The sequence below is a fragment of the Thauera aromatica K172 genome, assembly GCF_003030465.1.
GTDB classification, from domain to species: Bacteria; Pseudomonadota; Gammaproteobacteria; order Burkholderiales; family Rhodocyclaceae; genus Thauera; species Thauera aromatica.
Genome location: NZ_CP028339.1, coordinates 2,577,600 through 2,600,723 on the forward strand (window position 1 = coordinate 2,577,600; position 23,124 = coordinate 2,600,723).

A 23,124-nucleotide genomic window follows, 5' to 3' on the forward strand; every position below is an offset into this window, starting at 1 on the left:
GCGTCGCCATGCATCCCGAGAGCCTGTCCGACCGGATTCACGACCACGTCTTCGACCGCGGCAATGCGCTCGCCGAGCGCAGCACCTGGGCGGTGATGTGGATTACCGCCGCGACCATGGTGGTCGAGATCGCCGCAGGCTGGTGGTTCAACTCGATGGCGCTGCTCGCCGATGGCTGGCACATGAGCTCGCACGCCTTCGCGATCGGCGTATCCGCGCTGGCCTACGCCGCTGCGCGGCGCTATGCGAAAGATCGGCGCTTCGCCTTCGGCACCTGGAAGATCGAGATCCTGGGCGGCTTCGCCAGTGCCATCTTCCTGCTCGGGGTGGCGGCGATGATGGTGCTCGGCTCGGTCGAGCGCCTGGTCTCGCCGCAACCGATCCAGTACAAGGAAGCGATCGCGGTCGCCCTCCTCGGCCTGGCCGTCAACGTCGTGTGCGCGTGGATCCTGGGCAGAGCGCACCATCACGGCCACGACCATGGCCACGTGCACGGCCATGCGCATTCCGCTCATGACCACGATCACCACCATCACGATCTCAACCTCAAGTCGGCCTATCTTCACGTCATCGCCGATGCGGCGACTTCGGTGCTCGCCATCGTCGCCCTCTTCGGCGGCTGGGTCTACGGCTGGTCCTGGCTCGATCCGGTGATGGGGATCGCCGGCGCGGTGCTGGTCGCGATCTGGGCGAAGGGCCTGCTCGCCGAAACCGGGAAAGTGCTGCTCGATCGCGAGATGGATGATCCGGTCGTCGCCGAGATCCGTGAAGCGGTGGAAACCGGCCCGGAAGACGGCGGCACGCGGATCGCCGACCTGCATGTGTGGCGTGTCGGCAAGGCGGCCTACGCGTGCGCGATCGCGGTGGTGACGCACGATCGCGCGCTCACGCCCGACGCGGTGCGGGCGCGGCTGGCGGTGCACGAGGAGATCGTCCACTCGACGATCGAGATCCATCATCGGATGCTCAAACCTTGATGTTGCGCTGCAGCACTAGCAACCGGGCGGACTTTTCGGGGATAATTCCGGTTTTTCGATGGTGGCCTCGGGCCCGAGAACAGCATGCAGCCGACCCGCAACGTCAAACCTCCGGTCTTCAACCCCGTCACCGGCGCGGTCCGCGCGCTGGCGATGGACGCCGTGCAGCAGGCCAATTCGGGCCACCCCGGCGCCCCGATGGGCATGGCCGAGATCGCCGAAGTGCTGTGGCGCCGCCATCTGCGCCACAATCCGGCCAACCCCAAGTGGGCCGACCGCGACCGCTTCGTGCTCTCCAACGGCCACGGTTCGATGCTGATCTACGCGCTGCTGCACCTGACCGGCTACGATCTGCCGATCGAGGAGCTCAAGCGCTTCCGCCAGCTCCACAGCAAGACGCCCGGCCACCCCGAATACGGCTACGCCCCCGGCGTCGAGACCACCACCGGCCCCCTCGGCCAGGGCATCACCAATGCGGTCGGGATGGCGCTGGCGGAGAAGATCCTCGCCGCCGAGTTCAACCGCCCCGGCCACGACATCGTTGACCACCGCACCTATGTCTTCCTCGGCGACGGCTGCCTGATGGAAGGCATCTCGCACGAGGCCTGCTCGCTCGCCGGCACCTGGGGCCTCTCCAAGCTCGTCGCCTTCTACGACGACAACAACATCTCGATCGACGGCCACGTCGACGGCTGGTTCACCGACGACACCCCGAAGCGCTTCGAAGCCTATGGCTGGCAGGTGATCCGCGACGTGCAGGGCCACGACCCGGCCGCGATCGAAGCCGCCATCGAGCAGGCCAAGGCCGACACTGAGCGCCCCACGCTGATCTGCTGCAAGACCATCATCGGCGCCGGCGCCCCCAACAAGCAGGACAGCCACGACGTGCACGGCGCCCCGCTGGGCGCCGCCGAAATCGCCGCCGCCCGTGCCCACATCGGCTGGAACCATCCGCCGTTCGAGATTCCCGCCGACGTCTATGCAGCGTGGGACGCGCGCACCAAGGGCGCCGCGCTCGAAGCGCAGTGGAATGCCGCCTTCGCCGCCTACCGTGCCGCCCACCCCGAACTCGCCGCCGAGTTCGAGCGCCGCATGGCGGGCGAGCTGCCTGCCGACTGGGACGCCCACGTCGCCGCGGTGCTCGCCCAGATCGTCGACAAGGCCGAAACCATCGCCACCCGCAAAGCCAGCCAGAACAGCATCGAAGCCTACGCGCCGCAACTGCCCGAACTGCTCGGCGGCTCGGCCGACCTCGCCGGCTCCAACCTCACCCTGTGGTCGGGCGCCAAAGGCGTGAGCAAGCACAGCGGCGGCAACTACGTCTATTACGGCGTGCGCGAATTCGGCATGGCGGCGATCGCCAACGGCATCAGTCTGCACGGCGGCCTGATCCCCTACACCGCCACCTTCCTGATGTTCAGCGAGTACGCGCGCAACGCCCTGCGCATGGCGGCGCTGATGAAGCTGCGCCAGATCTTCGTGTTCACCCATGATTCGATCGGCCTCGGCGAGGACGGCCCCACCCACCAGCCGGTGGAGCAGACCGCCACCCTGCGCCTGATCCCCAACATGGACGTGTGGCGCCCCTGCGACACCACCGAATCGGCGGTGGCCTGGGCGAACGCGATCGAGCGCCGCGACGGCCCCACCGCGATGTGCTTCTCGCGCCAGAACCTGCCCTTCCAGGCGCGCACTTCCGATCAGGTCGCGGCGATCCGCAAGGGCGGTTACGTGCTGTCGGAAGCCCCGGCCAACGTCAATGGCGGCAAGCCGCAGGCGGTGATCCTCGCCACCGGCTCCGAAGTCGCGCTCGCGGTCGCGGCGCAGAAGACGCTGGCCGAGCAAGGCCTCGCCGTGCGCGTGGTGTCGATGCCCTCGACCAACGTCTTCGACCGTCAGGACGCCGCGTACAAGGCGAGCGTGCTGCCCGCCGGCCTGCCGCGCGTCGCGGTCGAGGCCGGCAGCACCGACGGCTGGTACAAGTACGTCGGCCTGGAGGGCCGCGTCATCGGCCTCGACCGCTTCGGCGAATCGGCGCCGGCAGGCGAGCTGTTCAAGTATTTCGGCATCACCGCGGAGGCGGTGGTGCAGGCAGTGAAGTCGGTGCTCTGACGGCAGCCCGGCGCGGGTCGGCGGGGCATCGGCAACGATAAACACCTGGTTTTCCACCGTTTTCCACGGAGAAGTATCGATGAGCATCAAGGTCGCCATCAACGGTTTCGGTCGTATCGGTCGCTGCACGCTGCGCGCCATCTACGAGCAGGGCTTGCAGAACGAATTCGAAGTGGTCGCCATCAACGCCTCTGGCGATCTGGCCACCAACGCCCACCTGCTCAAGTACGACACCACCCACGGCCGCTTCGCAACCCCGGTCGACACCGAGGGCGAGAACGTCATCATCATCGACGGCAAGAAGATCCCGTTCTACTCGACCAAGGACCCGAAGGGCGTCGATTGGGGCCGCCACGGCGTCGAGGTGCTGCTCGAATGCACCGGCGCCTACACCACCAAGGCCAAGGCCCAGGCCCTGCTCGACCAGGGTGCCAAGCGCGTGCTGATCTCCGCCCCGGGCGGCGACGACGTGGACACCACCATCGTCATGGGCGTCAATGAAGAAGTGCTGCGCGCCGGCATGACCGTGGTCTCCAACGCCTCGTGCACCACCAACTGCCTGGCTCCGGTGGCCAAGATCCTGGCCGCCAGCGTCGGCATCAAGCAGGGCCTGATGACCACCATCCACGCCTACACCAACGACCAGGTCACCGTGGACGTGCGCCACAAGGACCTGCGCCGCGCCCGTGCCGCCGCCGCCAACATCATCCCGACCAAGACCGGCGCCGCCAAGGCCGTCGGCCTGGTGCTGCCGCAGCTCGTCGGCAAGGTCGACGGCTTCGCCCTGCGCGTGCCCACGATCAACGTCTCGCTGGTCGACCTCACCTTCACCGCCGAGCGCGCCACCACCAAGGAAGAGATCAACGCGCTGATGAGCGCCGCGGCCAACGGCCCGCTGAAGGGCATCCTGGCGGTCAACACCGAGCCGCTGGTGTCCTCCGACTTCAACCACACCACCGTGTCCTCGACCTTCGACGCCACCCAGACCCGCGTCATCCAGGGCGCGGACGGCTCGGTGCTGGTCAAGGTCCTGGCCTGGTACGACAACGAGTGGGGCTATTCCTGCCGCATGCTCGACGCCGCCCGCGCCTTCGTCAATGCCAAATAAGCGCCGAGTAAGCGCCAAATAAACGCCAGGCAATCCCGATCTCCAGTCGAACCGACGCCCTGCCCCGCAGGGCGTTTTTCCAGGACCGAGCGAATCATGCAAGTCAACAAACTCACCGACCTCGACGTGCGCGGCAAGAAGGTGTTCATCCGCGCCGACCTCAACGTGCCGCAGGACGAGGCCGGCAACATCACCGAAGACACCCGCATCCGCGCCTCCATCCCGTCGATCCGCTACTGCCTGGACAACGGCGCCGCGGTGATGCTCACCTCCCACCTCGGCCGTCCCACCGAAGGCACGGTCGGCCCCGACGACACCCTCGCGCCGGTCGCGGTGCGCCTGGGCCAGCTCCTCGACAAGCCGGTGCGCCTGATCCAGGACTGGGTCGACGGCGGCTTCGAGGTCAAGCCGGGCGAAGTCGTGCTGCTCGAGAACTGCCGCTGCAACAAGGGCGAGAAGAAGGACAACGAGGAACTGGCGAAGAAGATGGCCGCGCTGTGCGACATCTACGTCAATGACGCCTTCGGCACCGCCCACCGCGCCGAAGCCACCACCCACGGCATCGCCCGCTTCGCTCCGGTGGCCTGCGCCGGCATCCTGATGGGGGCCGAGATCGACGCCCTCTCCAAGGCGCTGCACAGCCCGGCGCGCCCGCTGGTGGCGATCGTCGGCGGCGCCAAGGTGTCGACCAAGCTCACCATTCTCAAGACCCTGGCCGAGAAGGTCGACCAGCTGATCGTCGGCGGCGGCATCGCCAACACCTTCCTCCTCGCCGCCGGCAAGCGCATCGGCGAATCGCTCGCCGAGCCCGAGATGGTGCGCGAGGCCCAGCAGGTGATGGACCTCATGAAAGCGCGCGGCGCCGAAGTGCCGCTGCCGGTGGATGTGGTGGTCGCCGACGAAGTCTCGGCGCTCGCCCGCGCCAACCGCATTCCGGTCGACGAGGTCGGCGCGCACGACCGCATCCTCGACTTCGGCCCGAAGAGCTCGGCCCGCCTCGCCGACATCATCGCCCATGCCGGCACCGTGGTCTGGAACGGCCCCGTGGGGGTCTTCGAGTACGCCCAGTTCGCCGGCGGCACCAAGATGATGGCTTCGGCGATCGCCCACTCCGAAGCGTTCTCGATCGCCGGCGGCGGCGACACCCTGGCGGCGATCGCGAAGTTCGACATCGCGCAGGACGTCGGCTACATCTCCACCGGCGGCGGCGCCTTCCTCGAGTTCCTCGAAGGCAAGACCCTGCCCGCGATCGCTGCGCTGGAACAACGCTACACCGCCTGATTCCGCCACGCACCGCACCGATGGCCGCCACGGGCGGCCATTTTCATGCCGGCTGCGGATTAGAATGGCGGGCCATCGTCCACCCATCCGCCAGGCCGCCTCCGGAGATTCCATGCCCCGCCATACCAAGATCGTCGCCACCCTCGGCCCCGCCTCTTCCGACCCTCGAGTCCTCGAACGCATGGTCCATGCCGGCGTCGACGTGGTGCGCATGAACTTCTCCCACGGCAAGGCCGAAGACCACATCGCCCGCGCCGCGGCGATCCGCGAGGCCTCGGCGCTCGCCGGCCGCCCGGTCGGCATCCTCGCCGACCTGCAAGGGCCGAAGATCCGCGTCGGCAAGTTTGCCGACGGCCGCATCACCCTGACCCGCGACATGCCCTTCATCCTCGATTCGCGCTGCGAGCTGGGCAGCACCGAGCGCGTCGGCCTCGACTACAAGGACCTGCCCAAGGACGTCAAGGCCGGCGACGTGCTGCTGCTCGACGACGGCCGCCTCAAGCTCGGCGTGACCCGCGTGCTCGGCCACGAGATCCACACCACCGTGAAAGTCGGCGGCGAGCTCTCCAACAACAAGGGCATCAACCGCCAGGGCGGCGGCCTCACCGCGCCCGCGCTCACCGCCAAGGACATGGACGACATCCGCACCGCGGCCCTGATCGGGGTGGACTTCGTCGCCGTCTCCTTCCCCAAGAGCGCGGCCGACATGTACATGGCCCGCCAGCTGTTGCGCGCTGCCGGCAGCGCGGCGCTGTTGATCGCCAAGATCGAGCGCACCGAAGCGGTGGCCAACCTCGACGAGATCCTCGACGCCTCCGACGGCATCATGGTGGCGCGCGGCGACCTCGCGGTCGAAGTCGGCGACGCCGCGGTGCCGGCGCTGCAGAAGAAGATGATCCGTGCCGCGCGCGACCGCAACAAGCTCACCATCACCGCCACCCAGATGATGGAGTCGATGATCACCAGCCCGGTGCCGACCCGCGCCGAAGTCTCCGACGTCGCCAACGCCGTGCTCGACGGCACCGACGCGGTGATGCTGTCGGCCGAGACCGCCGCCGGCAACTACCCGGTCGAAGTCATCGAGGCGATGAGCCGGGTCTGCCTGGAGGCGGAGAAGTCCTACGACACCGGGCTCGACCGCGAGATGCTCGACCGCGTGTTCACCCGCATCGACCAGTCGATCGCGATGGCGGCGATCTGGACCGCCTACCACCTCAAGGTCAAGGCGATCGCCTCGCTCACCCAGACCGGCTCGACCGCGCTGTGGATGAGCCGCCTGATCGCCGGCGTGTCGATCTATGCGCTCACCCCGGAGGTCTCCGCCCGCAACCAGATGACGCTCTACCGCGAAGTCTACCCGCTGCTGATGAGCCAGACTCACCAGGACCGCGACGTGCTGCTGTGGGAAGCCGAGCAGGTCCTGCTCGAGCAGGGCGTGGTCGACTACGGCGACCTGATCGTGCTCACCATCGGCGAGCCGATCGGCGCCTCGGGCGGCACCAACACCCTCAAGATCGTGCGCGTCGGCGAACACCACCGTCCCGGCACGCTCGACGACCCGGTCTGAGCGCACTGCGCCGCGCGCCATCCGCCCCCGGACCAAGGCTAAAATAAACATTTTCGAACCACCCCGAGCGCCGCGCGCCGCGCGCGCCTCCCCGGAGAATCCCCATGCCTCTCGTTTCCATGCGCCAGCTGCTCGACCACGCCGCCGAACACAGCTACGGCCTGCCCGCCTTCAACGTGAACAACCTCGAGCAGGTCCAGGCCATCATGGAAGCCGCGGCCGAATGCGACAGCCCGGTGATCATGCAGGCCTCGGCCGGGGCGCGCAAATACGCCGGCGAAGCCTTCCTGCGCCACCTCATCGACGCCGCCATCGAAGCCTATCCGGACATCCCGGTGGTCATGCACCAGGACCACGGTCAGAGCCCCGCGGTCTGCATGGGCGCGATCCGCTCGGGCTTTTCCAGCGTGATGATGGACGGCTCCCTGCTGGAAGACGGCAAGACCCCCTCCTCCTACGACTACAACGTCGCCGTCACCCGCGAAGTGGTGAAGTTCTCCCATGCGATCGGCGTCACCGTCGAAGCCGAGCTCGGCTGCCTGGGCTCGCTCGAGACCGGCCAGGCAGGCGAGGAAGACGGCGTCGGCGCGGAAGGCACGCTCGACCACTCGCAGCTGCTGACCGACCCCGACCAGGCCGCCGACTTCGTCAAGCAGACCGACTGCGACGCCCTTGCGATCGCCATCGGCACCAGCCACGGCGCCTACAAGTTCAGCCGCAAGCCCACCGGCGACATCCTCGCGATCGAGCGCATCAAGGCCATCCACACCCGCATCCCCAACACCCACCTGGTGATGCACGGCTCCTCCTCGGTGCCGCAGGAACTGCTCGAAATCATCCGCCAGTACGGCGGCGACATGAAGGAAACCTACGGCGTGCCGGTCGAAGAGATCGTCGAGGGCATCAAGTACGGCGTGCGCAAGATCAACATCGACACCGACATCCGCCTCGCGATGACCGGCGCGGTGCGCAAGTTCCTGGTCGAAAACCCGTCCAAGTTCGACCCGCGCGAATTCCTCAAGCCCGCGCGCGAGGCCGCCAAGCAGGTGTGCAAGGCTCGCTTCGAAGCGTTCGGCTGCGCCGGCATGGCTTCGAAGATCAAGCCGGTGGCGCTCGACAAGGTCGCCGCCCGCTACAAGGCCGGCGAACTGAGCCAGGTCGTGCGCTGAACCCGAACGGCCCGGCGCCCTCTGCTCCGGCCCGCCCATCATGCCCCCCACCCCGCCCGATCATCCGCCGGCGGAATCGTCCGCCTCCCGCCGCGTCATCCCCGGCTTCTGCGGCCTGTGCAAGTCACGCTGCGGTTCGCGCATGGTGGTGGAGGACGGGCGCCTGGTGGCGCAGCTGCCGGACCCGGCACACCCGACCGGGCGGGCGCAGTGCGTCAAAGGACGCGCGGCGCCGGAGCTGGTCTACGACCCCCAGCGCGTGCTGCACCCGCTGCTGCGCACGCGGCCCAAGGGCGACGCCGATCCCGGCTGGCGGGAGATTTCCTGGGACGAGGCGTTCGACCGCATCGCCCGGACGCTCGGGCGCATCCGGGACGAATCCGGAGCGGAGGCGGTGGCGTTCGCGATCGCCACGCCGAGCGGCACCCCGATCGCCGACGACGTCCGCTGGATCGAGCGCCTGGCCAACGCCTTCGGCAGCCCCAACGTCGCCAACGGCACCGAAATCTGCAACTGGCACAAGGACTTCACCCACCAGCACACTTTCGGCCGTGGCATCGCCACGCCCGATTTCGCCCACAGCCGCTGCATCGTGCTGTGGGGGCACAACCCGCGCGACACCTGGCTCAACAACGCGCTGTCGATCGCTGCGGCGCGCAAGCGCGGGGCGCGGGTGGTGGTGATCGACCCGCGCAAGGCCGGCTTCGCCGCCGATGCCGACCTGTGGCTGCGGGTGCGCCCTGGCTCGGACGGCGCGCTCGCGCTCGGGGCGGCGCGCATGATGCTGGCCAGGGGCTGGTTCGACGCCGCCTTCCTGCGCGACTTCAGCAACGGGCCGCTGCTGGTGCGCAGCGACACCGGCCGCTTCCTGCGCGCGGACGAGCTCGCCCTGCCGCCGGCAGGGGCGGGCGCGGACGATTTCGTCAGCCTGTCGGCCAACGGCACGGCGATCGCCTGCCGCCGGGGGACACGCACCGCGGGCGGCGCCGGGCCGGACCCGCTGCTCGCCGCAGGAATCGAACTGGAGCTCGCCGAGGGCCGCCGGGTCCGCTGCGACACGGCACACGCGCTCTTCGAGCAGGCCTGCGCGCCCTACACGCCCGAGCGCGTCGCCGAGCTGTGCTGGATCGAGGCCGGCCAGGTCGAGCAGTTCGCCCGCCTGCTGCACGAGGCCTCGCCCGCGGTGTCGTACTACTGCTGGGCGGGGGTGTGCCAGCACACCAACGCCACCCAGACTGACCGCGCAATCGCCACGCTGATGGCCTTGACCGGCAGCTTCGACGCCCCCGGCGGCAACGTCGCCTTCACCCCGCCGCCCGCCAACGATGCCAGCGGTAAGGCACTGCTGGGCGCCGCCCAGCGCGCGCGCTGCATCGGCCTTGCGCGCTCGCGCCTGGGCCCGGCGCGGCTGGGGCTGGTCGGCTCGGATGCGCTGTGGGACGCAATCCTCGAGCGCGAGCCGTATGCGATCCGCGCGCTGGTCGGTTTCGGGCGCGACTTCCTGCTCAACCACGCCGATGCCGAGCGCGCCGCGAAGGCGCTCGCCGCGCTCGAATTCTGCGTCTATGCCGACCTCACGCTGACGCCCACCGCGGCGCTCGCCGACCTCGTGCTGCCGATCTGCACGCCGTGGGAGCGCGAGGCGCTGCGCGTCGGCTTCGAAGGCAGCCAAGCCGCGGAATCGTGGGTGCAGCTGCGCCCGGCGGCGATCGCACCGCTCGGCGAAAGCCGCCCCGATGCCTGGGTGGTGTTCGAGCTGGCGCAGCGGCTGGGGCTGGGCGAACACTTCTGGGACGGCGACCTCGAAGCCGGGCTCGCCCACATCCTCGCCCCGCTCGGGCTGAGCCTGGACGAACTGCGCGCCCACCCCGGTGGCCTCGCCCACCCCGCCGCCACCCGCTACCGCAAATACCTGGACGAAGGCTTCGACACTCCCACCGGCCGCATCGAGCTGTACGCCGAAACGCTGCTCGCGCACGGCGCCGCGCCGCTGCCGGACTTCGTCGAACCGGCGGATTCGCCGCTCACCGCCGCCGACGCGGCCTTTCCGCTGGTGATGACCACCGCCAAGCTGCGCCACTTCCGCCACGGCCAGGACCGCCAGGCCCCTTCGCTGCGCCGGCACACCCCCGAACCCGCGGTGCACCTGCACCCGGACGCCGCCCGCGCGCGCGGCATCGCCGAAGGAGACGCGGTGCGGCTGCGCTCGGCCCACGGCAGCATCCGCCTGCGCGCACGCTTCGACGACACGCTCGATGCGCGCGTGGTATGGGTCGAATACGGCTGGTGGCAGCCCGCCGGGCCGGGCACGGCGGACGGCTACGACGCGCTGTCGGAAGACGGCGCCAACTACAGCCGCCTCGTCTCCGACCACCGCGTCGACCCGGTCAGCGGCTCGCAGCCGCTGCGCTCGGGCCTGTGCGAGATCGAGCCCGTCCTCGGCCGCTGAGGGCAGGACATCGCCGCACTCATGCAGGAAAGCATGGCCGGAACCGGCAGTAGGTAGAGCATTTCCTGGCCACGCGCGCCATTGCGTATATACGCCGAGACGCCTTGCCATTGCCAGCTCGATGGACCTGTCGTTCCTTTGTGGAGGCCCAGGCGCTATGATGTGTATGGATGCCACTTTGGATACACATCATGCGAACGAATATTGTGATCGACGACAAGTTGATGAACGACACCCTTCGAGCGACGGGACTGAAAACCAAGCGAGAGGTGGTCGACCTTGGGTTGCGAACGGTGTTGCGCCTCAGCCGGCAGGAAGAGATACGGCGCTTCAGGGGCAAGTTGAATTGGCAGGGCGACCTTGATGAGATGAGAACCGACAAGTGATTCTGGTCGACTCGAGTGTGTGGATTGATTACTTTCGCGGAACGATCACCCCGGAGACAGAGACGCTCGATGCGCTTCTGGGGAGCGAGCCGGTCGCGACGGGAGACCTCATTTTGACCGAAGTGCTTCAAGGCTTTGGAAGCAACCGCGAATTCAACCAGGCCAAGCGATTGCTCACGTCGCTGGAGGTCGTGGAATTAGGTGGGCAAGAGATCGCGATTCAAGCAGCCAAAAATTTTCGGAATCTGAGAGCGCGCGGAATTTCAGTGCGCAAGACGATCGATACGGTAATCGCGACGCGTTGCATAGAGAGCGACTTCGCGCTCCTGTTCAGCGACAGAGATTTTGAACCGTTCGTTCAATACCTGGGACTTCGGTCGGCACCGCTGGAAACATAACGGACAAGGTGAGTTTCTTGAAAAACTCCAGTCCACACAGGTACAGGCCGAGGTCGAAGAACCCGGCCTCGTGCAGCACGGCAGCCACCTTCATCGAGCAGGCGTCAGCTCAGTAGCGCCCGCAGCGCCTGCCTCACCGGATGAAAAACTCATCCCACTCGAGCTCGGTCCACCACTCGGCCTCCAGTCCCTCGCAGGTCTCACCGTAGGCCCGGCACATGAAACAGCCCTCACCGCGCGTGAGCGCAGCGTCCTCCAGCGGCGGGTAACGGACGAGCAGGGCCGCAGCGCCCTCACGCGCGGCCGCCTCCGCCTCGCTCATCGGCCGGTCCGGCAACTCGCAGATACCGTAGCGGAGAAGGCGCTCGACCCCCTCCGGGTACAGGACCGAATTCTCCGCGTCGATATGACGCCAGAGCGCATGCGAGTAGCGGGTTGCCAGAGCCTGCAGCCGGGCACGATCGTCCTCGGACTGCGGCCCCTGTTCGAGAATCGGCGTCATCTCGGCCAGCCACCCCGCCATCTCGGCGTGCTCGTGCACGACGGCGTACAGCGGTCCGCGGTCGCCCGGCAGTTCCGCATCCTTGATGAGTGCATCGAAGAACACGCGCTCCTCGCGATCGTGATGAAAATGGCCGGCGAACTCGGTGAAAAACGCGGTGAAGCGGCGGCCGTCAGCCGGGTCCGCAGTCCCGTCGAAGAGTTTTCCGACGTACGTCCGTAACGATCCCAGCACCTGATCGATCAGCGCGTGTTCGTCTTGTAGTGTGTTGATCAGCTTCATTGTCGATTCATCCTGAGATACTGCCAGCCTGGAACAGTCGGTTATGGTACAGCCCATCGGGTAAGTTCAGAGGGGGAGGCAGCGCGACTCTATGCGCCGCTGCCGCCCGTTTGAACAACCGTACAGTAGATGACGGCAGCCATGCGACACCCCATGTCGCAACGCTTCGTATCATCCCGAGCACGTGCCCTGCTCGCTCCCGGACCACCCTCGCCATGACTTATGACACCCTTCCCCCCGGCTTCATCGCCTTGCACGGCAACCGCATCGAGACGCTGCTCGACACCGTTGCCGCGTGGATGGCGCGACATCCGCTCACGCCGCTGGAACCCGAGATCGTGCTCGTGCAGAGCAACGGCATGGCCGAATGGGTCAAGATGGCCCTGGCCCGCCAGGCCGGCGTGTGTGCCGCAACCGCCGTGCAGTTGCCGGGCCGGTTCTTGTGGCAAACCTATCGCCAGGTGCTGGGCCGTGGCGAAGTACCCGCGCGCTCGCCGCTGGACAAGACCACGCTCGCCTGGCGGTTGATGCGTCTGCTCCCCGATGTCGTCGCGGAAGCGGGATTCGAGCCGATCGCGGGTTACCTCGGCGGCAATCGCACCCATGATGATGCCGGCCGGCGTTTCCAACTCGCGCTGCGTATTGCAGATCTGTATGACCAGTACCAGGTGCACCGCTCGGATTGGCTCGACGCCTGGGGTGAAGGGCGCGAATTGATGTGCAATGCCGAGGGGGTCGAGACAGCGCTACCGCCCGACCAGCGCTGGCAGGCGCGCCTGTGGCAAAGGGTGCTCGAAGCACTCACGCCCGCACAACGTGCGCTGACGCGCCCCCAGCTGCATGAGCGGGTACTGACCAGGCTTGAAGCGATGGGCGGGCAAGGTGGCGTCCCCCCAGACATTCATCTTCCCCGCCGCGTCGTGCTCTTCGGCATGACCCATGTGCCGCTACCGACGCTGCAGCTGCTTGCTGCGCTGTCCCGGCATACCCAGGTCCTGCTGGCCATCCCCAACCCCTGCCGCTTTCACTGGGCCGACATCATGGACGGGCGCGAGTGGCTGCGCATTGCCCGTCGCCGGCAGCCGCTGCGCAACGGTCGCGATCTGCATTCCGAAGCGCTCGATGCCATGCACCTGCATGCACACCCGCTGCTCGCTGCGTGGGGCCGGCAGGCACGCGACTTCGTGCGGCAGCTCGACGCCTTTGATGACGCGGAGGCGACTCGCGAGCGTTTTCCGCTCTCGCGCCTCGACCTGTTCGACGAAGACACACCCGCAGACGCCTCGCTGCTGGAACAGGTCCAGCACCACATCCGCGACCTGCGGCCTCTTGCCGAACACCCGAAGCCCACGATCCCGACCAAGGACCGCTCGATCGTCTTCCACCTCGCGCACAGCCCGGTGCGCGAGCTCGAGATCCTGCACGATCAGCTGCTGAAGCTGCTCGCCGAACCGCCGGGTGGCAAACCTCTGCGCCCGCGCGACATCGTGGTGATGGTCCCCGCGATCGACGACTTCGCGCCAGCGATCCGCGCCGTGTTCGGGCAGTACGGCCGCCATGATCCGCGCCATATTCCTTTCGACATCGCGGACCTGTCGGCGCGGGCAAGCAGTCCGTTGATGACGGCGATCGAATGGCTGTTGCGCATCCCGCATGACCGTTGCAGGTTGTCGGATCTCACCGCGCTGCTCGACGTGCCCGCCATCGCCGCCCGCTTCGGCATCGCCGAGGACGCGCTGCCGCGCCTGACGCAGTGGATCAGCGGCGCCGGTATTCGCTGGGGTCTGGACGCGACGCACCGCGAGGGGCTGGGCCTTGGCGCTTGCGGCGCGCAGAACACTGCGCTCTTCGGCCTGCAGCGCATGTTGATGGGCTACGCCGTCGGCGACACGCATCGCGCACTGGAGCAGCCCTACGCCGACATCGAGCCGTACGACGAGATTGGCGGGCTCGATGCCGAACTGGCCGGTGCGTTCGCACAGCTGATCGAGCGCCTGCTGGCCTGGCAATCCGATAGTTGCCGCGTTGCGACCCCTGAACAATGGGCCGAACGCCTGCGTGCCCTCCTCGCCGATCTTGTGCATGCCACCGATGACGGCGACCGACAGACCCTCGGCGCACTGCATGACGCGCTCGAGGCTTGGCTCGACGCTTGTGATGAGGCTGAGTTCGATGCCCCGCTGCCATTGGAGGTAGCGGCCGAGGCGTTGCTCGATGCGCTTGAGTGGCCGGCCTTGGGCAAACGCTTTCGCGCGGGCGGCATCACCTTCTGCACGCTGATGCCCATGCGCGCGATCCCGTTCGAGGTGGTGTGTCTGCTGGGAATGAACGACGGCGACTACCCGCGTCGCAGCCCTCGCAGCGATTTCGACCTGATGGCGCTTCCGGGTCAGCAGCGCCCGGGCGACCGCGCCCGACGCGACGACGATCGCCAGCTGATGCTCGAGGCCTTGCTGTCGGCACGCCGCGTGCTGTACGTGAGCTGGTGCGGACATAGCGTGCGCGACAATACCGAACAGCCGCCCTCGGTGCTGGTCGCCCAGCTGCGCGACTACCTTGCGGCCGGCTGGTCGCCCGAAACAGTGGCTGAGCGCACCACCCAGCACCCGCTGCAACCGTTCAGCCGACGCTACTTCGAACCGGATAGCGGTCTGGCAACCTACGCACGTGAATGGCGTGCGGCACACGTCGCCGTGCCAGGTGAAGAAGGCGCGATGCACGTCGCTGGTACGCAGCCCGAGATTCCGCCACTTGCCCCTTTCATCCCCGATCCGGCCGTGCCGCTCACCATCGCCGAACTCGCGCGCTTCCTGCGCAATCCGGTCAAGGCGTTCTTTCGCCAACGGCTGGGCGTGATCTTCGATGACCCTGCCGAGGCGCTCCCCGACGCTGAGGTGTTCGGGTTCGACAAGCTGGAAGAGCATGGTCTGGTCGAGGAACTGGCCAAGGCGGTGGTCGCCCGGATGGAGACGTGGGCACCGCAGGCACTTGCACACTTTGCACTCGAGCCCGCGATCGAACAGGCCCTTGCGCGAATCGGGCGTGCAGGCCGCCTGCCGATGGCCGGCGTGGGCGCCCGGATCCGTGCCACGCTGGGCGCGGCCGTCCTGCAGCTTCTGCACGCCTGGCAGCAGGCGCGCACCGCACACCCCGTTGCGGTCCAGCGCCTCCCTCTGCGTCATACGCACAGAGGCGTCGTACTGGAAGACTGGCTCGGGCAGCGTTTCGCCACCACGCCCGATACCGGCGCCACGCTGTGGATCGAGCTGAACCCGGGCCGCCTTCTTGAAGGCACCAGGCAGGACAAAGTGCGCGCACACAAACTGCTGTACGCGTGGGTGAAGTGTCTGCTCGCGGCCGCGTCGGAAGCCTCGGACGCGGGCTTGCTGATCGGACGCGACGCCACGCTGCGTATCGAGACGATGGCCCCGGAAGCCGCCCGCGCGACCCTGGCTACGTTGCTCGAGGCCTGGCAGCAAGGCCTGAGTGCGCCGCTACCGGTCGCGCTCAAGACCGCGCTCGCCTTCGTCGCCGAACGCAACGCAGCCGATGCCTACGAAGGCAACGAGCGCAGCACCGGTGAAGGCGAAGAGGCCACACTTGCCCGCTGCTATCCGGACTTCGAGTCCTTGATCGCCGACGGCCAATTCGAGTCCCTCGCACGAACGCTCTACGCCCCGCTCGCCGATTGGGTCGGCACGCACATCGAGATCATTCCCCATCCTGAGCCCACGCCGGCCGCGAACCAGGAGGCGCTCGCCTGATGACATCGGACACCCTTCACGCGCTCGATTCCACCGCCCATGCAGCGTCCCACACCCTCGATGCCCTGCGGTTTCCGCTGCATGGCAGCCGGCTGATCGAAGCCAGCGCCGGCACTGGCAAGACCTGGACCATCGCCGCGCTCTATCTTCGCCTCGTGCTCGGTCACGGCAGCAGGAACTCGGACGATACGCGCCACACGGAGGCCACCGCGTTCGCGCGCCCCTTGCTGCCGGCCGAGATCCTGGTGATGACCTTTACCCGGGCAGCGACCAAGGAGCTCTCGGACCGCATTCGCGCCCGCCTGCTCGAGGCGGCCCGCTGCTTCCGGGGTGACACACCGCCAGCCCCGAATGACGCACTGCTTGCGAGCCTGCTGGCCGACTACGCCGATGAAGCCGATCGCCGCCAGGCGGCCTGGCGGCTCGCAATGGCCGCCGAAGCCATGGACGATGCGGCCGTGTTCACCATCGACGCCTGGTGCCAGCGCATGCTGCGCGAACACGCCTTCGATAGCGGCAACCCCTTCGATGAAGAGCTGGCGGCCGATGAAACAGCGCTGCTGCTCGAGGCCGTTCAGGACTACTGGCGCCAGCAGTGCTACCCGCTCTCGGATGCGCCGCTCGATTTCGTGCTCCGCCTGTGGCCCGACGTCAATGCGCTCCACGAAGACATCCGCGAGCTGGTCGGCCAGCCCCTGCCGCTGACCGATGACCGGGACTCGCTGGGGGCCTGCGTGGAACGGGTGATGACCGCGCACCACCAGAAGCTGATCACCCTCAGCCGGGGCTGGGTCGAGCGTGCGGGGGCGATCAAGGAATGGCTCGACAAGGAACTGGCGGCCAACGCCAAGGCCTGGAACGGGAAGAAACTGCAAAGCCGCTACTACACGCCCTGGTGCGAGTCGCTGGCCTCGTGGGCACGGGATCCGCTCTCCCAGCCCCTGAACCTGCCCGACAGCGCACGTCACCGACTGACCGTCGACGGCATCCTCGAAGCCCGCAAGGACGGCGCACCGGTACCCGAGTTGCCAGATCATTTCGATGCCTTCGCCGAATTGCTGCAACACTACGGCGCGCTGCCCGATCCGCACACGCCGCTGCGCATCCATGCCGCGACGCAGGTAGCCGAGCGCCTGGCGCAGTTGAAGCGCAAGGCGCGCAGCTTCGGCTTTGCCGACATGCTCGAACGGCTCGACCAGGCGCTGTGCGGTCCGCACGGCGCGCGGCTGCGCGAGCGCATCCTCGGCCAGTACCCGGTCGCCCTGATCGACGAATTCCAGGACACCTCGCCGCTGCAGTACCGGCTCTTCGATGCGCTCTACCGCACCGCCGACAATGATCCGGGCACGGCGCTTCTCCTGATTGGCGACCCCAAGCAGTCGATCTACGGGTTTCGGGGTGCGGACATCTACAGCTATCTGCAGGCCCGTCGTGCCACCGCCGGCCGGCACTACGTGCTCGGCACCAACTATCGCTCCACACATGCCCTGGTCGCAGCGGTCAACGGGTGGTTCGCGCAGGCCGAAGCGCGGGCGGGCGACCGCGCAGTGGCCAAGGGCGGCGCCTTCCTTTGCCGTTCGGACGAAGACAATGAGCTGCCCTTCGAGCCGGTCGGGGCCGAGGGACGGCAAGAGGTCTTCCATACCTCCGCAGGCCCGGTTCCGGCAATGAGCATCCACCACGACCTGGAACTGCGCAGTGCAACCGACAGCAGAAAGCGCTTCGCCGCACGCTGTGCCGAGCAGATCGTCACCTGGCTCAATGATCCCTCTGCAGGCTTTCACCACCCGCAAGACGGGTTCAAGCGACTGCGCCCGGCCGACATCGCCGTGCTGGTGCGCACCGGCAAGGAGGCCGCAGCCGTGCGTCTCGAACTACGCCGGCGCGGCGTCACCTCGGTGTACTTGTCCGACAAGGATTCGGTCTTCGCCAGCAACGAGGCGCGCGACCTGCTGCACTGGCTGCGCGCGGTCGCATCCCCCCTCGATGCGCCGCTCGTGCGGGCGGCGCTCGCCACCCGCACGGTAGGTCTGTCGATCGAGGAACTGGCCTGGCTGGCGAGCGACGACGAAGCCTTCGATGGGCGCAGCGAGCAGATTCGTCAGCTGCACGCGGTGTGGCGCGACCTTGGGGTGCTCACCATGCTGCGGCGCAGCCTGCACCAGCTTGACTTGCCCGCACGCTGGCTCGCCGAGCCCGAGGGCGAGCGACGCCTGACCAACTTCCTGCATCTGGCCGAACTGCTGCAGCACGCGAGCGCACAACTCGATGGCGAGCAGGCGCTGATCCGCTGGCTGGCCATGCAGATCGACGACGGCGCGGGCGGCAGCGAAGAGCAGGTGGTGCGTCTGGAGAGCGATGCCGACCTCGTCAAGGTCGTGACCGTGCATAAAAGCAAGGGCCTGGAATACCCGGTGGTGTGCCTGCCCTTTGCGTGCAGCTTCCGCCGCGTGGAACGCAAGTTCTCACCCTTCCTGAAGCTCGTCGATGCGTCCGGGACGCGGGAGATCAAGCTCGATTATGACGATGACGATCTCGAACGCGCTGATCACGAGCGCCTGCGCGAAGACCTGCGCCTCTTTTACGTAGCGCTGACGCGCGCACGGCACGCCCTGTGGATGGGCTTTGCCGCGCTGAAGATCGGCAACAGCAACGAATGCCTCACTCACCGCAGCGCCCCAGGCTACCTGCTGGGCGGTCTCGCCCCGCGCACCGAAGCGTCCTGGCAACCGTTGCTCGAAGCCCTGGCTGAGCAGGCGAGTGCCGACACGTCAGCCACGCCGCCATGCATCATCCTTGAAGCAACGAGCGACAGCGTCGCCCGCACCGCACTGCAGCCCCGCGAGGCGCTGCCAGCGCTGCGGGAGAGCCCGCTCTACACTGCGGACTTCGAGCGGCGCTGGTCGATCGGGAGCTTTTCTGCACTGGTGCGAGACATCGACCCCTCGGCGGTCGCATCGAATCAGACCGCGAGCGCCCTGCCCACAGCCGGTGCACTGGGAGCACCGTCCTCAGCCATCGCGGGCTCGGCGCAAACATTGCCCGAACCCAACGAACCCGCGCTAACAGCGCTCTCGCCTCTGAAGATCCATCGCCCTGCCGAAGACGAGGGCAATGACGAGGACGCATCTGGCGTTTATGCACCAAACGCATCGACACGGGCGACGCTGCCCCCCTGGCATCGGTTTCCACGCGGCGCGATTGCGGGAAACTTCCTCCACGACATGCTCGAGTGGCTCGCGGGCGAAGGTTTTGCGCTGGCAGGCGACCCGAACCTGGAGACGGCGCTACGTCGCCGTTGCGTTCGTGCCGGCCGGGGCGACTGGGCCGATGCGACAGTGGAGTGGATGCAGAACCTGCTGGCGACGCCCCTGCCGAGCTTGGGTGTCCCCCTCCCGGCGCTGCGCACCCAGCTCACGGAAATGGAGTTCTGGATGCCGTCGGCGCGCCTGCACGCAGGCGACGTGGACGCCTTGTGCCGCCGCCATCTGCTCAATGCCCATGAGCGCCCTGCCCTGCCCCAGCGTGCGCTGCACGGCATGGTGATGGGCTTTGCGGACCTGGTGTTCGAACATGAAGGCCGTTATTGGGTACTGGACTACAAATCGAACAGCCTGGGCAAGACCGACGCCGACTACGACACTTTCGCGCTCGAATCGGCAATGGCACGCCACCGCTATGACGTGCAGGCTGCGCTGTACCTGCTCGCGCTGCACCGGCTGCTGCGCGCGCGGCTGGGCACGACCTACGACCCGTCTCGCCAACTCGGCGGCGCCCTCTACCTCTTCCTGCGGGGTATTCGCGGCCCCTGCTGCGGCGAGTACGCCATTCCTGCTACAGGCGAAGTGATCGCCTTGCTCGACACGCTCGATCAACAGCTCACCGATGAGGCGGCACTGGCATGAGCTCAACAACCGTTTGCACGCCCGAAGCACAAGACAAGCGCACGCAGGTGCTCGGTACCTTGCGCGCCATGAGTGACGCCGGCCTCTTGCGACACCTCGACAGCGCCTTCGCCGCCTTCATTGCGACGCTCGACCCCGGGGCCGACCCGGCCCTGCTGGTCGCAACAGCAATGCTCAGCCGCATGGAAGGGCACGGCCATAGTTGCCTGCCGATGGCCGGTCTCCCCGCTACTGATCCGACTCTATTCGGCTGGCCGACTGAAGCACAGGCCAGCGTCGCGGCCTTGTGGCATGACCTGCCTCCCAAGCTCGAAGGCTGGCTTGGCGCCGCGACTGCAAGCCCGACCGCACAGCGCATCGGCCGCGACCCCGATCGAGGCCAGCCATTAGTCATCGACGGTCCCGACACTGCCCCCCGCCTCTACCTGCGCCGCTACTGGCAATTCGAGCGCACAGTAGGTCGTGCGATCATCGCACGCTGCAGGAAAACCAACCCGGCTGATGAAGCGCGCACGCGCGCCTGGCTGGATCGTTTCTTTGCCCGTAATGATGGCGGACAGACCCGAAAATCGCCCGTCGACTGGCAAAAGATCGCCTGCGCAATCGCCTTGCGCAGCCGGCTCACGATCATCACCGGCGGCCCTGGCACCGGCAAGACCTACACGGCCGCACGCCTGCTTGCCGTGCTGCTGGCCACCGCCGCCGAACCACAGCGCCTGCGCGTTGCGCTGGCTGCGCCAACGGGTAAAGCGGCAGCCCGGCTCAAGCAATCAATCGATGGCTCACTACAGAGCCTGCAAGCCAGCATCGGCAATGAACTCGATCTGGCCACACTCACCCAGCGCATCGGGGCAGCGCGTACGCTGCACTCACTGCTCGGCGCACGACCGGATACCCGGCGCTTCCGGCACCACGCCGGCAATCCGCTCGACGCCGATATCGTCATCGTCGATGAAGCCTCGATGGTGCATCTGGAGATGATGGCCGCGCTCCTTGAGGCGCTGCCCGAGCGCGCGTGCCTCATCCTGCTCGGTGACAAGGATCAGCTCGCGTCGGTTGAAGCTGGTGCGGTACTGGGTGACTTGTGCCGTGATGCGCAGGCTGGCCGCTACAGTGCAGAGACGGCACGCTATCTCATGACCACCACGGGAGAGGCGCTTCCCGACGCGTATCTCGCTCGGACGGGCCCGTCACCTGAGCTCGCCCAGCAGACCGTGATGCTGCGTGAGAGCCTGCGCTTCGATGGCCCGATCGGCGCGCTCGCGCTCGCGGTCAACGATGCAAAGGATCCTGCGCTGCCGGGCACGCTCCTGCGTGACGATGCCACGGGCAGCCTCTTCGTCTCCGAGGGGGCAGCCCAGGCGGACGTCATCGAGTCGGCCGTCGGCGGCCGTCCGGGTGCGAGCGCCTCCTATCTCGACTACACCCGGGCTCTGAACGAAGGCCCGACCGACGGCAGCGTCGACGCTCACGACGCATGGACGAAGAACGTCCTTCAAGCCTTCGATCGATTCCGCCTCCTGTGTGCAGTCCGCGAGGGCGATTGGGGCGTGAGTGGGTTGAACCGGGCCATCGAGCGCAAACTTGAGTCCGCCCGACAACTGAAGCCTCAAGGAACTTGGTACAAGGGCCGGCCGGTGATGGTCACCCGCAACGACCCGACCCTCGGCATCTTTAACGGCGACATCGGCATCGCGCTCCCTGCGGCAGAAAGCCCGGCGCTGCTGCGCGTGTACTTCCTTGACGGCGAGCGCCTTCGCTCGGTCGCGGTCAGCCGACTGGCCCACGTTGAGACGGCGTTTGCGATGACTGTTCACAAGAGCCAGGGTTCGGAGTTCGAGCACACCATGCTCGTACTCTCGGCCCAGAGCGGCAACGTGCTAACTCGCGAGCTGATTTACACCGGCATCACCCGTGCTCGAAAAGCATTCAGCCTGTTTGCCGAGCGACCTGGGCTGCTGGAGGTGGGTGCAGGCAGCGTCACCCGGCGCGAGAGCGGGCTGCTGCAAGTCCTGGAGGAAGCCGAATGACCCTCATGCAGGACTGAACTGCCCCATTGGTTTCGTCTTCCGGCGCAGTCGTCGCAGGATCGACACGACGAAGTCGTAGATGTACGGGAAACGGTCCTCAGCACGGACATGGCGATGGGAGCGGCTCCCGCGAGTTGCTCCGACTTCACCCGGGGCGGTGATCCTCACACGTGCGCCAGCGCCTCCACAGCCCCGAAAGTGAGCGGCCCTCCCCTATAATCCCGCTTTTGCCAGCAACCTGAGGCCCCACCGTGGCGACGCCCCTTTTCGAAACTTCCATCAAGAGCCTGCCGCTGCTCGGCCGCGGCAAGGTGCGCGACATCTATGCAGTCGACGACGAGAAGCTGCTGATCGTCACCAGCGACCGCCTGTCGGCATTCGACGTGATCCTGCCCGACCCGATCCCGGACAAGGGCCGGGTGCTGGTGGCGCTCGCCAACTTCTGGTTCGACCGGCTCGCCCACATCCTCCCCAACCAGCTCACCGGCATCGACCCCGAAACCGTGGTCGCGCCCGGCGAGCGCGACCAGGTGCGCGGCCGGGCGCTGGTGGTGAAGCGCCTGAAGCCGCTGCCGATCGAGGCGGTGGTGCGCGGCTACGTGATCGGTTCGGGCTGGAAGGACTACCAGGCCACCGGCGCGATCTGCGGCATCGCCCTGCCCGCGGGCCTCGCCCAGGCGGCGAAGCTGCCGGCGCCGATCTTCACCCCCTCGTCGAAGGCCGACCTCGGCGAGCACGACGAGAACATCTCGTTCGCGCAGGCCCAGGCGCGCTGCGAGGCGCTGCTCGCCGATGCCCTCGCCGGCACCGGCAAGAGCGGCGCCGGACTCGCCGAGGAAGCGCGCGCGGCGGCGATCGCGCTGTATTCGGAAGCGGCCGGCTACGCCGCCGGGCGCGGCATCCTGATCGCCGATACCAAGTTCGAGTTCGGCATCGACGCCGCCGGCACGCTGCACCTGATCGACGAAGCGCTGACCCCCGACTCGTCGCGCTTCTGGCCCGCCGACAGCTACCGCGAAGGGATCAGCCCACCGTCCTTCGACAAGCAGTTCGTGCGCGACTACCTGGAAACGCTGGACTGGAACAAGACCGCGCCGGGGCCGCGCCTGCCGGCCGAGGTCATCGAGCGTACCGCGGCCAAGTACCGCGAAGCCTACGAACGGCTGACCGGGCGCACGCTGGACTGAATCCACC

At 67.5% G+C, this 23,124-nt stretch carries 14 protein-coding genes; 13 read left to right on the top strand and 1 reads right to left on the bottom strand.

Annotation, left to right across the window (positions count from 1 at the left end; translation table 11 throughout):
* Window positions 1-8: 8 nt before the first annotated feature.
* The 9 genes from dmeF to vapC all read left to right on the top strand — a co-directional run bounded on the left by dmeF (window position 9) and on the right by vapC (window position 11,447).
* The gene (gene dmeF, locus Tharo_RS12285; RefSeq protein WP_107221457.1) at window positions 9-977 is read left to right on the top strand and encodes a CDF family Co(II)/Ni(II) efflux transporter DmeF; all 969 of its coding nucleotides are present in this window, start codon (window positions 9-11) and stop codon (window positions 975-977) included.
* A gap of 84 nt (window positions 978-1,061) precedes the next feature.
* A complete protein-coding gene (gene tkt, locus Tharo_RS12290; RefSeq protein ID WP_107221458.1) occupies window positions 1,062-3,089 on the top strand; it encodes a transketolase in 2,028 nt (675 codons plus the stop codon).
* Between the two features lie 79 nt (window positions 3,090-3,168).
* Window positions 3,169-4,197 carry a type I glyceraldehyde-3-phosphate dehydrogenase gene (gap, locus tag Tharo_RS12295; protein ID WP_107221459.1) on the top strand — a complete coding sequence of 343 codons (1,029 nt, stop codon included), beginning with the start codon at window positions 3,169-3,171 and terminating at the stop codon, window positions 4,195-4,197.
* Window positions 4,198-4,293: 96 nt separating this feature from the next.
* Complete coding sequence (locus tag Tharo_RS12300; protein ID WP_107221460.1) at window positions 4,294-5,478, top strand: phosphoglycerate kinase; 1,185 nt, start codon at window positions 4,294-4,296, stop codon at window positions 5,476-5,478.
* A gap of 112 nt (window positions 5,479-5,590) precedes the next feature.
* Entirely contained in the window at window positions 5,591-7,045 is a 1,455-nt protein-coding gene (gene pyk, locus Tharo_RS12305) for a pyruvate kinase (RefSeq protein ID WP_107221461.1), read from the top strand.
* A 104-nt stretch (window positions 7,046-7,149) separates the two neighbouring features.
* A complete protein-coding gene (gene fba, locus Tharo_RS12310) occupies window positions 7,150-8,214 on the top strand; it encodes a class II fructose-bisphosphate aldolase (RefSeq protein WP_107221462.1) in 1,065 nt (354 codons plus the stop codon).
* 40 nt (window positions 8,215-8,254) lie between these two features.
* A complete protein-coding gene (locus Tharo_RS12315) occupies window positions 8,255-10,663 on the top strand; it encodes a molybdopterin-containing oxidoreductase family protein (protein WP_107221463.1) in 2,409 nt (802 codons plus the stop codon).
* Window positions 10,664-10,854: 191 nt separating this feature from the next.
* Entirely contained in the window at window positions 10,855-11,049 is a 195-nt protein-coding gene (locus Tharo_RS12320; RefSeq protein ID WP_107222415.1) for a type II toxin-antitoxin system VapB family antitoxin, read from the top strand.
* Window positions 11,046-11,447 (top strand): type II toxin-antitoxin system VapC family toxin, encoded by a 402-nt coding sequence (vapC, locus tag Tharo_RS12325; protein ID WP_107221464.1) that lies wholly within the window; start codon window positions 11,046-11,048, stop codon window positions 11,445-11,447. Before Tharo_RS12320 ends, vapC begins: the two co-directional genes overlap by 4 nt.
* A 133-nt stretch (window positions 11,448-11,580) precedes the next feature.
* On the opposite strand, the gene Tharo_RS12330 is transcribed toward vapC, so the two are convergent.
* Entirely contained in the window at window positions 11,581-12,231 is a 651-nt protein-coding gene (locus tag Tharo_RS12330) for a hemerythrin domain-containing protein (protein ID WP_107221465.1), read from the bottom strand.
* Window positions 12,232-12,482: 251 nt separating this feature from the next.
* On the opposite strand from Tharo_RS12330, the gene recC reads away from it, so the two are divergent.
* From recC to Tharo_RS12350, 4 genes are all read left to right on the top strand, one after another.
* Complete coding sequence (gene recC / locus Tharo_RS12335; protein ID WP_245880896.1) at window positions 12,483-15,995, top strand: exodeoxyribonuclease V subunit gamma; 3,513 nt, start codon at window positions 12,483-12,485, stop codon at window positions 15,993-15,995.
* The gene (recB, locus tag Tharo_RS12340) at window positions 15,995-19,900 is read left to right on the top strand and encodes an exodeoxyribonuclease V subunit beta (RefSeq protein ID WP_107221467.1); all 3,906 of its coding nucleotides are present in this window, start codon (window positions 15,995-15,997) and stop codon (window positions 19,898-19,900) included. Before recC ends, recB begins: the two co-directional genes overlap by 1 nt.
* A complete protein-coding gene (recD, locus tag Tharo_RS12345; RefSeq protein WP_107221468.1) occupies window positions 19,897-21,930 on the top strand; it encodes an exodeoxyribonuclease V subunit alpha in 2,034 nt (677 codons plus the stop codon). The genes recB and recD overlap by 4 nt, the downstream gene beginning before the upstream one ends.
* A 251-nt stretch (window positions 21,931-22,181) precedes the next feature.
* Window positions 22,182-23,117, top strand: a complete 936-nt coding sequence (locus Tharo_RS12350) for a phosphoribosylaminoimidazolesuccinocarboxamide synthase (protein WP_107221469.1) — start codon at window positions 22,182-22,184, stop codon at window positions 23,115-23,117.
* The last annotated feature ends 7 nt before the right edge of the window (window positions 23,118-23,124 follow it).

What these genes read in the sequence shown, in the direction of transcription:
- gap (WP_107221459.1), top strand. Translation starts at nt 3,169, where the DNA reads ATGAGCATCAAGGTCGCCATCAACGGTTTCGGTCGTATCGGTCGCTGC.
- pyk (WP_107221461.1), top strand. Translation starts at nt 5,591, where the DNA reads ATGCCCCGCCATACCAAGATCGTCGCCACCCTCGGCCCCGCCTCTTCC.
- dmeF (WP_107221457.1), top strand. Translation starts at nt 9, where the DNA reads ATGCATCCCGAGAGCCTGTCCGACCGGATTCACGACCACGTCTTCGAC.
- tkt (WP_107221458.1), top strand. Translation starts at nt 1,062, where the DNA reads ATGCAGCCGACCCGCAACGTCAAACCTCCGGTCTTCAACCCCGTCACC.
- Tharo_RS12330 (WP_107221465.1), bottom strand. Translation starts at nt 12,231, where the DNA reads ATGAAGCTGATCAACACACTACAAGACGAACACGCGCTGATCGATCAG.
- Tharo_RS12300 (WP_107221460.1), top strand. Translation starts at nt 4,294, where the DNA reads ATGCAAGTCAACAAACTCACCGACCTCGACGTGCGCGGCAAGAAGGTG.
- Tharo_RS12315 (WP_107221463.1), top strand. Translation starts at nt 8,255, where the DNA reads ATGCCCCCCACCCCGCCCGATCATCCGCCGGCGGAATCGTCCGCCTCC.
- recB (WP_107221467.1), top strand. Translation starts at nt 15,995, where the DNA reads ATGACATCGGACACCCTTCACGCGCTCGATTCCACCGCCCATGCAGCG.
- recD (WP_107221468.1), top strand. Translation starts at nt 19,897, where the DNA reads ATGAGCTCAACAACCGTTTGCACGCCCGAAGCACAAGACAAGCGCACG.
- Tharo_RS12320 (WP_107222415.1), top strand. Translation starts at nt 10,855, where the DNA reads ATGCGAACGAATATTGTGATCGACGACAAGTTGATGAACGACACCCTT.
- fba (WP_107221462.1), top strand. Translation starts at nt 7,150, where the DNA reads ATGCCTCTCGTTTCCATGCGCCAGCTGCTCGACCACGCCGCCGAACAC.